11 protein-coding genes and 1 pseudogene are annotated in these 11,216 nt (G+C 74.9%); 9 read left to right on the plus strand and 3 right to left on the minus strand.

The genetic code is table 11. The annotated features are described in order from the left end of the window. The first annotated feature begins 132 nt into the window (after positions 1-132). From K6U79_09010 to K6U79_09030, 5 genes and pseudogenes are all read left to right on the plus strand, one after another. Positions 133-1,230: a hypothetical protein gene (locus tag K6U79_09010; GenBank protein ID MCL6522491.1), complete on the plus strand. Its 1,098-nt coding sequence runs from the start codon at positions 133-135 to the stop codon at positions 1,228-1,230. 49 nt (positions 1,231-1,279) lie between these two features. Then, positions 1,280-2,239 (plus strand): D-glycerate dehydrogenase, encoded by a 960-nt coding sequence (locus K6U79_09015; protein ID MCL6522492.1) that lies wholly within the window; start codon positions 1,280-1,282, stop codon positions 2,237-2,239. A gap of 45 nt (positions 2,240-2,284) precedes the next feature. Beyond that, the gene (locus K6U79_09020; GenBank protein ID MCL6522493.1) at positions 2,285-3,787 is read left to right on the plus strand and encodes a leucyl aminopeptidase; all 1,503 of its coding nucleotides are present in this window, start codon (positions 2,285-2,287) and stop codon (positions 3,785-3,787) included. 101 nt (positions 3,788-3,888) lie between these two features. Beyond that, positions 3,889-4,668: an enoyl-CoA hydratase/isomerase family protein gene (locus tag K6U79_09025; GenBank protein MCL6522494.1), complete on the plus strand. Its 780-nt coding sequence runs from the start codon at positions 3,889-3,891 to the stop codon at positions 4,666-4,668. Continuing rightward, positions 4,665-5,237: pseudogene (locus K6U79_09030) on the plus strand (DUF3048 domain-containing protein). The gene K6U79_09025 and the pseudogene K6U79_09030 overlap by 4 nt, the downstream one beginning before the upstream one ends. Before the next feature lie 346 nt (positions 5,238-5,583). On the opposite strand, the gene K6U79_09035 reads toward K6U79_09030, so the two are convergent. Continuing rightward, complete coding sequence (locus K6U79_09035; protein ID MCL6522495.1) at positions 5,584-6,990, minus strand: oligosaccharide flippase family protein; 1,407 nt, start codon at positions 6,988-6,990, stop codon at positions 5,584-5,586. Between the two features lie 24 nt (positions 6,991-7,014). After that, positions 7,015-7,578: a hypothetical protein gene (locus K6U79_09040; GenBank protein MCL6522496.1), complete on the minus strand. Its 564-nt coding sequence runs from the start codon at positions 7,576-7,578 to the stop codon at positions 7,015-7,017. 300 nt (positions 7,579-7,878) lie between these two features. Between K6U79_09040 and speD the strand changes: the two genes are divergently transcribed. From speD to K6U79_09055, 3 genes are all read left to right on the plus strand, one after another. Next, positions 7,879-8,298 (plus strand): adenosylmethionine decarboxylase, encoded by a 420-nt coding sequence (gene speD / locus K6U79_09045; protein MCL6522497.1) that lies wholly within the window; start codon positions 7,879-7,881, stop codon positions 8,296-8,298. A 171-nt stretch (positions 8,299-8,469) separates the two neighbouring features. Continuing rightward, a complete protein-coding gene (locus K6U79_09050) occupies positions 8,470-9,108 on the plus strand; it encodes a DUF1405 domain-containing protein (GenBank protein MCL6522498.1) in 639 nt (212 codons plus the stop codon). A gap of 5 nt (positions 9,109-9,113) precedes the next feature. Next, complete coding sequence (locus tag K6U79_09055) at positions 9,114-9,698, plus strand: cob(I)yrinic acid a,c-diamide adenosyltransferase (GenBank protein MCL6522499.1); 585 nt, start codon at positions 9,114-9,116, stop codon at positions 9,696-9,698. Here the strand turns inward: K6U79_09055 and K6U79_09060 are convergent. Next, positions 9,690-10,580, minus strand: coding sequence for a polysaccharide deacetylase family protein (locus tag K6U79_09060; protein MCL6522500.1), 891 nt, complete (start codon positions 10,578-10,580; stop codon positions 9,690-9,692). The genes K6U79_09055 and K6U79_09060 overlap by 9 nt on opposite strands. Positions 10,581-10,636: 56 nt before the next feature. Between K6U79_09060 and K6U79_09065 the strand changes: the two genes are divergently transcribed. After that, a partial coding sequence (locus tag K6U79_09065) for an aminotransferase class V-fold PLP-dependent enzyme (GenBank protein ID MCL6522501.1) occupies positions 10,637-11,216 on the plus strand: 580 nt, incomplete at its 3' end.

Here is an 11,216-nt window from a genome sequence, read left to right on the forward strand (position 1 = left end):
CTGGAGGCGCTGGCCGAGCGGATGCTGCGCGAGCCGCCGCCGCTCCCCGAGTAGGCCGGCGGGCTGCGCAGGCCCCCGCCGGCATACCTATCCCCGGCGCAGGCGGCTCCTCCGGCGCCGGAGGGAAGGATCATGACCCGTCTCGGAGATCGCGCGGCGCCCGCCGCCCGCCCCCGCGGGGGGCGGGTGCCCCGGGCCTGGCTGCTCCTGCTGCTTCCGCTCCTGCTGGCGCCGCTGCTCCTCCGCCCGGTGCGGACGGTGGAGGTGGAGCGCCGCTCCCTGGGCGTGCTCCGCTGGGGGTCGGGCGCCGGCCAGGTCGGGCTCTACCGCGCGCTGGACGGTCTCTGGCGCGGCCCCACGGCGGTGGCCGCGGACGCCTCCGGGCGGCCGGCCGTGCTGGACGCCGTCCACCAGCGGCTGCTGCTGGCGACGGGCGCCGGAACGACCGGGGGCGGCGGCCGCTCCTCCGCTGCGGGTGGCGGCGGGACCGGGTGGAGGGAGGTGCCGCTGCCGGGCGGAGGCTGGTATACGGCGCTGGCTCCTCTGGCGGACGGGTGGCTGGTGGCCGACGGGAGAAGCGGTGCGCTTCTGGAGGTCCGCCCGGCGCTCTCCCCGAACGCGGTGCGCGCGCTCCTGGCCGCCCCGGACGGGCGGGAGACGCGCTGGCGGCGGATCCTCCTCCTCCGCGGTGGGCCGGGCGCCACGGTGGTCCTGGCCGGCGAGGGGGGCACGGGCTTCGTCCGGCGTCGCCTCTGGTTGCTCGAAAAAGGGCGCCTCGCCGCCGTCGCCGAAACCGGGATCCGGGCGCCCGGCGTGGAGGCGGGGGGCCTCATCCTCTCGGCGGCGCCGGCGGAGCAGGGGATCCTGCTCCTGGAAGGCGGCGCCTCGCCGCTCTCGCGGCAGCTCGTCCGGGTCGGCCCGCGCGGGCCCGCGACGCTCTTCACCCTGGAGCTCCGCTCGCCGCGGGAGACGGTCGACCTCCTGGGCGAGCTGCCCGGCCTGGGCTGGCTCCTCTGGCGCGCGCTGCCGGGCGGCCGGGCGACGCTGGAGCTGCGCGACGCCTCCGGCGCCCGCTCCTGGAGCGCCAGCGTGGCCGCGGGCCCGCCCGACCTCCTCCACCCCGCATGGCTCGAGGGGTCGCGGCTGCTCCTGCTGGAGCCGGGAAAGGAGGGGGTGCGCGTCGAAGAGTGGATCTTCGGCGCGCGCTGGGGCCTCGCCTGGCGCCGCTAGCCGGCGGGGCTGGCATAATGGACGCCGGGTGCGCGGGAGGTGGGTCGGGGTGGCGGCGCGCGTGGTGGTGACGGGCTTCCTGCCGGGAGGCGCGCTCGACCGCCTGGCGGAGGCGGTCGAGGTGGTCGGGCCGCCCGGCGAGGAGGTCGAGCGCAGAGGCTGGCTGCTGGAGGCGGTGGGCGAGGCCGACGGCCTGCTCTGCCTGCTGGTCGACCGCGTGGACCGGGAGCTGCTGGAGGCGGCACCCCGGTTGCGCGTGGTCTCCACCCTCTCCACCGGCGTCGACCACATCGACCTGGAGGCCTGCCGGGAACGCGGCATCGTGGTGGCCCATTCGCCGGACGTGCTGACCGAGGCGACGGCCGACCTGGCCTGGGCGCTGATGCTGGCGGCCGCGCGCCGTGTGGCCGAGGGCGACCGCCTGGTGCGCGCGGGCGGGTTCCGCGGCTGGCGGCCCGACCTGCTCCTGGGGACCGAGGTCTACGGGCGGACGCTGGGCATCGTCGGCCTCGGCCGCATCGGCCGGGCGGTGGCCAAGCGGGCCTCCGGCTTCGACATGAACGTGGTCTACTGGAACCGCACGGAGATCCACCCGATGGAGGACGAGTGGCTGGGCATCAGCCGCGTCGAGCTGGACGAGCTGCTGGCCAAGGCGGACTTCGTCAGCGTCCACCTGGCCTACACGCCCCAGACGCACCATTTCATCGGCCGCCGCGAGCTGGCGCTGATGGCGCCGCACGCCGTCCTCGTCAACACCTCGCGCGGGGCGGTGATCGACGAGGCGGCGCTGGCCGAGGCGCTGGAGGCGGGGCGGCCGGCGGCGGCGGGCCTGGACGTCTTCGAGCGCGAGCCGGAGGTGGAGCCCCGGCTGCTCCGCTTGCCGCAGGTCGTCCTCACCCCGCACATCGGCAGCGCCACCCGGCAGACGCGCGAAGCCATGGCCCGCCTCGCGGTGGACAACCTCCTGGCGGCGCTGGAGGGGCGGAGACCCGCGGCGGCGGTGGAGTAGCGGCCCGGGCGATCTCCCGGGCCGGAAAGGAGCGAGAGCGGGAGGATGACGGAGATCCGCAGAGTCGACGCCAACCCCCTGGAGGTGGAGGCGGACGCGCTGGTGGTGGGCGTCTACAGCGACGGCGACCGCCTGGACGCCAGCGCGCGGGCGGTGGACCGGGCGACGGGAGGCCTCGTGGAGCGATGGCTGGCCGAGGGCAGGATGCGGGGCCGCCTGGAGGAGACGGCCGTCCTGCCGGCGGCGGGCGGCCTGCGCGCGCCGCTCCTCGTCCTGGCGGGCCTGGGCAGGCATGCCGATCTGGACGGCCTGGCGCTCCGCCGGGCGGCCGCCCGGGCCGCCCGGGCCGCCCGCGGGGCGGGTGCGCGCCGGCTGGCGAGCACGCTCTATGGCGCCTTCCTGGGCGACGACGAGGCGGCGGGGGCCCTGGTGGAGGGGACGCTCCTGGGGCTCGACCGCTTCCTGGCCTACAAGGGGCGCGAGGACGAGGAAGCCCCCCGCGGGGAGGAGCCCGAGATCTTCCTCCTCCTGGCGGAGGCGGCGCGCGAGGAGGCCGTCCGCCGCGCTGAGGTGCTGGCCCGCGCCACCCTGCTGGCGCGCGAGCTCGCCAACGAGCCCGCCAACCAGCTGCCGCCGCGGCGCATGGCCGAGCGCGCCCAGGCGGTGGCGGCTGATGCCGGGCTCGAGTTCACGGCCCTGGACGAGGTCGAGATGGAGCGCCTGGGCATGGGTGCGCTCCTGGGCGTCAACCGGGGCAGCCACGAGCCGCCGCGCCTGATCGTGCTCCGCTACCGCTCGGGCCGGCCGGAGGCGCCGCTCCTGGCCCTGGTCGGCAAGGGGATCGTCTTCGACTCGGGCGGCATCTCGCTCAAGCCGGCGGCGGGCATGCATGAGATGAAGATGGACAAGTCCGGCGCCGCCGACGTGATCGGCGCGATGCAGGCGATCGCGGCGCTCAAGCCGCCGCTGGACGTGATCGGCGTGGCGCCCGTGACGGAGAACATGCCGGGCGGCGGCGCCCAGCGCCCGGGCGACGTGGTGCGGGCCATGAACGGCACCACCATCGAGGTGCTCAACACCGACGCGGAGGGGCGCCTCGTCCTCGCCGACGCCGTCGCCTACGCGGCAGGCCAGGGGGCGCGCTGGATCGTCACGGTGGCCACGCTGACCGGCGCGGTGGTGACGGCGCTCGGCCACGAGGCTGCCGCCATCCTGGGCAACGACCGGCGCCTGATCGAGACGGTGCTTGAGGCGGGGCGTGCCAGCGGCGAGCGCTACTGGGAGCTTCCCTCCTGGCGGGAGTACCGCCGGCTCTACGCCAGCGACGTGGCCGACCTGGCCAACGTCGCCCCGCGCGACGCGGGCGCGGGCACCATCGTGGGCGGGCTTTTCATAGGCGAGTTCGTGGGCGAGGCCGCCTGGGCCCACCTGGACGTGGCCGGCACGGCCTGGGTGGAGAAGCCCGAGGCGCTGACCGAGGCGGGTGCCACAGGCTTCGCCACGCGCACGCTGGCGCTCCTGCCGGAGCGGCTGGCCGCGCAGATCTGAGGCCGCCGGCGGGGCGGCGGAGGCGACCCGCGGCCGCCTCCCTCCCGCCCGCCGGTGCAGGCGACCGCCGGAAACGGCGGACGAGGAGGGAGGGTGCCGTCATGGCCGCCGAGAGCCGCTACGTCGAGGTGAGCCGGGAGGAGCCCATCGCCGTCCTGGCGCTCAACCGCCCCGAGGTGCTCAACGCCCTCAACTTCGAGGTGATGCGCGAGCTGGCCGACCGCCTGGAGGAGCTGGACGCGGACCCGGCCATCGGCTGCGCCGTGCTCACCGGAAAGGGGAGGGCCTTCGCCGCCGGCGCCGATATCGGCGAGATGGCCGGGCTGGGCGTCGTCGATCTGATCGACCGCCAGCCCTTCTCCGTCTGGCAGCGCATCGACCGGATCCGCATGCCGATCGTCGCCGCCGTCAACGGCTACGCCCTGGGCGGCGGGCTGGAGCTGGCCATGAGCTGCGACATCATCCTGGCGGCGGCCTCGGCCCGCCTCGGCCAGCCCGAGATCCAGCTGGGCATCATCCCCGGGGCGGGCGGGACGCAGCGCCTGCCACGGCGCATCGGCCGCTACCGCGCCAGCGAGTGGATCCTGACCGGCGCCCGCTACACGGCCGAGGAGGCGCTGGCTGCGGGCCTGGTCAACCGCGTCGTGCCCGACGAGCAGCTGCTGGAGGCGGCGCGCGAGCTGGCGCGGAGCATCGCGGCGCGGCCGCGGCAGGCCGTCCGGGCCGCCAAGGAGGCGCTGCGGGCCTCGGAGAGGCTGCCGCTGGACGAGGGGCTGCGCCTGGAGCGCCACCTCTTCGAAGAGCTCTTCGCCACCCAGGACAAGCAGGAAGGCATGCGCGCCTTCCTGGAGAAGCGCGAACCGAGGTTCACCGGGCGATGAGACCGCCGGCGCGGCGCGCGCTGCTGGCCGGCGCCCTGGCCGTTCTCCTCCTGGCGGGCGCCTGCCAGGGCGGCGGGGGGCGGAGCTCGCGCGCGCCCGCCGGCTCCCCGGTGGGGGCCGGGGAGCCGGCCCCCGCCGCCGCGGGCCCGCCTGCCGCGCCCGCTGCGCCCGCGCTGGGCGGTCTCTTCGCCGTCACCGTCGACAACCAGGCGGGCGCCCGCCCGCAGAGCGGGCTCGACCAGGCGGAGATGGTCTGGGAGATCCCGGCCGAGGGCTACATCACGCGCTTCGAGGCCTTCTTCCAGAGCCGGGCGCCGGGGCGCATCGGCCCCGTCCGCAGCGCGCGCCCCTACTTCGCCTCCGTCGCCGCCTCCTTCGGGGCCGTCCTGGTCCACGCGGGGGGCAGCCAAGCCGGTTTCGCCGCCATCCGGAACCTGGGCCTGGAGCAGCTGGACGGGCTCTTCCCGCCGGGCGACCGCTACTTCTGGCGGGACAGCTCGCGGGCGGCACCGCACAACCTCTACACGTCCGGCGACCTGCTTCTCCAGGCGGCCTCCCGGCTCGGCCTCCGCACCCGTCGCCTGGACCTTCCCACGGGCCCGCAGCCGCCCGGTGGAAAGGCGGCCCCCCGGCTCGACCTCCACTATCTGACCGGCGGCCTCGACCGGAACGTCGTCCGCTGGCTCTACCGGGACGGGGCGTACGAGCGCTGGCTGAACGGGGAGCCCTTCCGCACCCGCGAGGGCGCCCAGGTCCGGGCGGGCGACGTGGTGGTGCTCTTCACGGACATCCGGCTCCTGCCCGGAGCCGAGGGATACCTGCAAGTCCGCCTGACCGGTTCGGGTGCCGCCTGGTTCCTGCGCGACGGGCGGTTCTGGGAGGGGCGCTGGAGCCGCTCCTCCGATACGGCGCCCTTCAGCTTCGAGGTCCGCTCGGGGGATGGCTGGCGACCCTTCGCATGGGCGCCAGGCGCCATCTGGGTGCAGGTGGTCGGCGACCCGCGGGCTGCGAGCCTCGGATCGCCCGGGCCAGCGCCAGGAAGCTGAGCCCGAGCGTCACCCCCGATCCGGCGGCGAAGGCGATGAGCGGCCCCGCTTCCCCCACCCTCGGATCGCCCGTCAGGAGCCAGAGCAGCGCCAGCCGCACCGCCAGGCCCGCCGTGCCGTTGGCCAGCACGGCGCCCGTCCGGCCCAGCCCGTTGAGCGCCGAGCTGAAGATCTGCCCGACGTAGAGCAGCGGCGCCGCCGGGACCAGCCAGAGCAGCAGGGGTGCCACCGTCGCCTGCCCGTACAGCAGCCGGGCGACGCCGGCCGGGGCCGCCAGCAGGAGAAGCGAGGTGGCCAGGCCGATGACGGCGGCCAGAAGGGCGTAGAGCGTCAGCTGCCGGCGCAGCGAGGCAGGACTCCTCGCCTCGCTGGCCGCCGAGACGCCCGAGAGCGTCATCACCGCCAGCGGGTAGACGGCCACCATGGGCAGGTAGAGCACGGGCAGGGCCATGCCGACGACGCGGCCGTAGGCCGCCACGGCCGCGGCCGGCGCCAGGCCGGCCCGCTCCAGCCGGCGCGGGATCAGGACGGCGTCCAACGTCGAACTGAGCGCCCCCGTCAGGCTGACCACCATCACCGGCAGCGAGAGCCGGGCCAGCTCTCCCCGCCGTACCCCCCGGCCGGCGGGCCGCCAGGGAAGCGGCCGTGCCGTGCGGCGGCGGTAGGCGAGCACATAGACGGCCAATCCGGCCGCCTCGCCCAGGGCGACCCCGAAGACGGAGCCGGTCACCACGGCCGCCAGGCCACGGGGGAGGAGCAGCCGCGCCAGCGCAAGGACGGCCGCCGCGTGGACCAGCTGCTCGGCCAACTGCGCTATAGATGGAGTTTCCAGGTCATCCAGACCCTGGAAGTAGCCGCGCAGGAGGCCGCTGGGCACGGCGATCAGAAGGGCCAACGGCATCCAGCGCAGCGCCCCCGCCGCGCGCCCCTCCTGCAGCAGGCGCTGGGCCAGCCAGGGGGCGGTCCACCAGAGGCCGGCGGCCGCCACGACAGCGACCGCCACGGCCAGGCGAAGCGCCTCGCGCAAGGTTCGCTCGATGCTCCGCTCGTCCGACCGCGCGCGCCCCTCGGCTACCAGCTTGGCGACGCCCGTGGGGAGCCCCAGGCTGGCCACGATCACCGCCAGGTAGTAGACCGGCATGGCCATCTGCAGGAGGCCGATGCCGGTCTCGCCGACCAGCCTGGCCAGGAAAAGGCGGTAGAGGGCGCCGAGGGCACGCGAGACAAGGCCGGCGAGGAGGGAGGCCATGGCTCCGCGCAGGAGCCGGTAGCGCAACGGCTTCCCTCCTTCGTCGGAAGCTCAGCGGGCGCCGGTCGCGCCCAGCGGGGCGGCGTCCCCGCGAGCTTCCTCCCCGTCGGATTGGCCGCCTCGCTGGGATTCGTATGCCCTGCGCAAGCCCTCCATGCCCTCGAAGAGCGCCCGCTCGCCGTAGATCCAGCGGAGCAGGCTGGGCACCTCGGACTTGATGGTCTCCGTGGTCAGCTCGCGGCCCCGCGATCGGAGGAGGTCGAGCTGGCGAAAGACGGTCTCCCGGATCTCCTCCGGCGTACTTCCCCAGCGGATGCGCTGGCGCGCCGGGCGGCGCGACGCCTCGGAGGCCGCCGCCTCCCCCTGCTCCAGGCGCTCCAAGCGGCGCTCGACGAGGGCCAGGCGGTCGGCCAGCGGGCCGACGGAGGTGCGCAGCAGGTCGGCGACGGCGTCCAGCGTCCGCTCCACGGCCAGGCGGTAGCTCTGGAACTCCTCTTCCATGCGGGCCAGGAGGACGCGCTTGAGGGCCGGGGCCTCCTCCAGCGTACGCACGAGAAGGAGGGGATCGACCGGCGGGCGCCCCCGCTCCAGGCTCCCGGTATCCGTCGCTTTCACCCCCTTTCATGGGCAGACGGTTCCCATCTCTTCCAATGCTCCTGAGAGGAGAGAAATATACACGGCTGCGCGCGCCGGGCCGGAAGCCGGCCGTGTCGTCTCTTGACGCCGGGGGGTACCCACCCTAGAATCCTCCGTGTTGGGTCCAAGCGGCCCGCGTGCCGCCGGCCCGCCAATCAGGAACCTAGTTTCGCTTAAAGGGTTGGGGCAGTGCCGCCCGACTTCTTCCCCCGTGGCGAAAACGATGGTCCCGGCCAGCCTGAAAGGGCTGGAAGCGCTGCACAAAGGGGGGCTTTTCTCATGGATGGGGTCTTTCACGACACCGTCGGGCACCACATCTTGCTCGACGTGTGGGGTGTGCCGTTCGAGACGTTGAACGACCTCGACGGCATGCGCGACCTTCTCCGCGAGGCGGCCCGGATCAGCGGGGCGACCGTGGTGGAGGAGACCTTTCATCGCTTCCCGGTGCAGGGACTGAGCGGGGTCCTGGTGCTGGCCGAGTCGCACATCTCGGTGCACACCACGCCGGAGCACGGCTATGCCTCGTTCGACGTTTTCACCTGCGGGGAGAACATGCGCCCCTCCGAGGCGGCCCGCTACCTGATCGAGGCACTGCCCACCAGCCGGTACTATCTGCGCGAGTTCGTCCGCGGGACGGAGGCGGGCATCGTCGAGGCCGCCCTTCCCCAGCCGGTGGCAGCCAGCGCCGCGGCGCGATAGCGGAGGGGCCGCGCGGATCCCCGGAGAACGTGGCGCGGGGCGCCGGCAGGGACCGGCGCCCCGCCTTTTGTGCGCCGGCGGCCGCGGAGGCCGGCGGCTCGCCGGGGGAGGCCCCCGGGAAGGAACCGCCCTTCCCGGGGGGAAGCTCTCTCGGCGGGAAGGGGCGGTGGCGTGGACTGGCTCTTCGAGATCCCCCGCCGGCGCAACTGGGTGCTGGCGCTGATCGGGATCAACTTCGTGGGCTCGCTCTACGGCTTCTACTGGTATGCGCCCCAGCTGGCCGTGACGCCCTGGTGGCAGTGGATCGTGGTACCCGACTCGCCCACGGCCAGCCTCTTCTTCACGCTGGCACTGACGGGTCTGGCGCTGGGGCGAAGGTGGCGCTGGCTGGAGGGGCTGGCCGCGGTCAACCTGATGAAGTACGGCCTCTGGACGGTGGCCATCTTTGTGCAGTTCGCCTGGGTCCACGGCTGGCTGCCGGCGGAAGGGCTCCTGCTCGGCCTCTCGCACGCAGGCATGGCGCTGGAGTCCTGGCTCTTTCTGCGCGTCTACCGGCCGGGAGCGGCCGCCGGCCTGCTGGGCGCCGGGTGGACGCTCCTCAACGACGTGACCGACTACCTGGCGGGGAACCTCCACCCCACGCTGCCCGACCCCGCGGCGCTTCCCTTCGCCCGGGAGGCAGCGCTCGTTCTCTCGCTCGTTTCCATCCTCTACTTCCGGGCGGTGGCCGGCGGAGGGCTCACCCCTCTGGCGGACGGCCGGCCCGTCAGCCTGGTCGGTCCGCCGCCCGCGAGGAGCCGGGGGAGGTGAGGCCGGTGGAACGGCCGCGGCTCTACACGCGCACGGGTGACGGCGGCGAGACGGGCCTGGTGGACGGCAGCCGGGTTCCCAAGTCCTCGCCGCGCGTGGAGGCGTACGGGAGCGTCGACGAGCTGAACGCGGCGCTGGGGGTGGTCCTGAGCGAGGAGACCGGCGGGCAGCTGGCCGCTACGCTCCGGCGCGTGCAGGGAGAGCTCTTCGTGGTGGGCGCGCGCCTGGCGACGCCGCCCGGCGCCGGCGCCCGCGGCCTCCGCCTGCCGGAGCTGCCTGCGGAGGCGGTGGCGCGGCTGGAGGCCGAGATCGACCGGCTGGAGGAGGGCCTGGAGCCGCTCCGCCACTTCATCCTGCCCGGCGGCGGGCGAAGCGGGGCGCTCCTCCACCTGGCCCGGACCGTCTGCCGGCGCGCCGAGCGGGCGGTGGTCCGCCTGGCGGAGAGCGAACCGGTAGAACCCGAGATCGTCCGCTACCTCAACCGCCTTTCCGACTACCTCTTCGCGGCAGCCCGGGCGGCCAACCGGCGTGACGGACGCCACGAGGCCGCCTGGCCCGGCGCCGGGGAGGGGGCTTCACCCTCACCCTGAGCCCCCGCCCGGGGCGGGCTGCTCGTCGTTGGGCGGGTAGTCGGGGCGGCCGCGGGGGTCGTCGCGCGCCGCCGGCGCCTGGCGGAGGAGCTCGCCCAGCGGCACCAGCCGGTAGCCTCGCGCCTTCAGTTCGGCGAGGAGGGTGGGCAGCGCCACGGGCGTGTCGGGAGCCGAGTCGCTGGCGTGGAAGAGCAGGATGGCGCCGGGAAAGATCAGCGAGGTGACGCGGCGGACGATGGCCTCCGCCCCCGGCCGCTTCCAGTCCAGGCTGTCCACCGACCAGATGACCGTCTCGTAGCCCAGCCGGCGGGCGGTCTCCACCACCATGGCGTCGTAGGCGCCGTTGGGCGGCCGCAGGAAGCGCGGCCGGACGTCGACGACGCTCCGGATGTCCCGCTCGGCCACGGTCAGGTTCTGCCTCACCTGCTCGGGGGTCAGCCGGTCCAGGTCCACGTGCTGGTCGCCGTGGCTGGCGATCTCGTGCCCCTCCGCCACCATGCGGCGCACCAGGTCGGGGTGTTCCCGCGCCCAGAAGCCGGAGAGGAAGAAGGTGGCGTGGACGCCGTACTGCTTGAGGACGTCCAGCACCTGCGGCGCCACCTTCGACCCCCAGCTGATGTCGAAGGTGAGCGCGGCCACGCGGCGCGTGGTGCGCGCATAGAAGATGGGACGGGCGGCGGGCGGTCCCCCGGGAGCGGGCGCGATCACTTCCTCGTGCTCCGCGACGGGAGGCTCCGCCGGCCTGGCGGGCGGCACGCCGCCCGCCAGGCGGAGGCCGAAGGCGCCCGCCAGGAGGAGGGCCAGGGCCACCGCCAGGGTGCGCCGGCGGAGGACGAGAAGGGTGGACGGGAGGTGGATCCACCGCTCGCGGGCACGTCGCACGCCTCCACCTCCCCGGGAATGGTATGGGCCTCGCCCTTGGCGGATGCGCGACCGGGATGATACATTGGGTGACAAATTTCACAAGCCCGTACGGGCGGGGGGCGGGGACGACGACCCGAGAGGACGAGGCGATGCTCCTGACGCCGGGGCCGGTACCGGTCCCGGCCACCGTGCGTGAGGCGGCGGCGCGGCAGGTGATCAACCACCGCGGCGCCGCCTTTCGCGAACTGTACGGTTCGGTGCGCAACCGGCTCCTGCCGCTCTTCGGGGGCGACGGCGACCCCTTCGTCTTCCCCGGGAGCGGCACCGGCGCCCTGGAGGCGGCCGTGGTCAACTTCTTCTCCCCGGGCGAGCGGGTGGCGGCGGTGGTGATGGGCGAGTTCGGCCAGCGCTGGGCCTCCATCGCGGCGGCCTTCGGCCTGCGCGTGGAGCGCTTCGAGGTCGAGTGGGGAGGGGCGCCGGCGGCCGCGGCGCTGGCGGAGTGGCTCGACCGGACCGGGCCCTACGCGGGCCTGCTGGTCACCTACAACGAGACCTCGACGGGGGCGGCCGTCGACCTGGAGGCGGTCGGCCGGCTGGCGAGGGAGCGGAGCCTGCCGCTGCTGGTCGACGCGGTCAGCGCGCTGGGTGGCATGC

It is taken from the genome of Bacillota bacterium (assembly GCA_023511835.1).
Lineage (GTDB): Bacteria > Bacillota > Sulfobacillia > JAIMAT01 > JAIMAT01 > JAIMAT01.

Excerpts from the sequence above, each read along its gene's own strand:
- K6U79_09010 (MCL6522491.1), top strand. The coding sequence starts at position 133 with ATGACCCGTCTCGGAGATCGCGCGGCGCCCGCCGCCCGCCCCCGCGGG.
- K6U79_09020 (MCL6522493.1), top strand. The coding sequence starts at position 2,285 with ATGACGGAGATCCGCAGAGTCGACGCCAACCCCCTGGAGGTGGAGGCG.
- K6U79_09025 (MCL6522494.1), top strand. The coding sequence starts at position 3,889 with ATGGCCGCCGAGAGCCGCTACGTCGAGGTGAGCCGGGAGGAGCCCATC.
- speD (MCL6522497.1), top strand. The coding sequence starts at position 7,879 with ATGGATGGGGTCTTTCACGACACCGTCGGGCACCACATCTTGCTCGAC.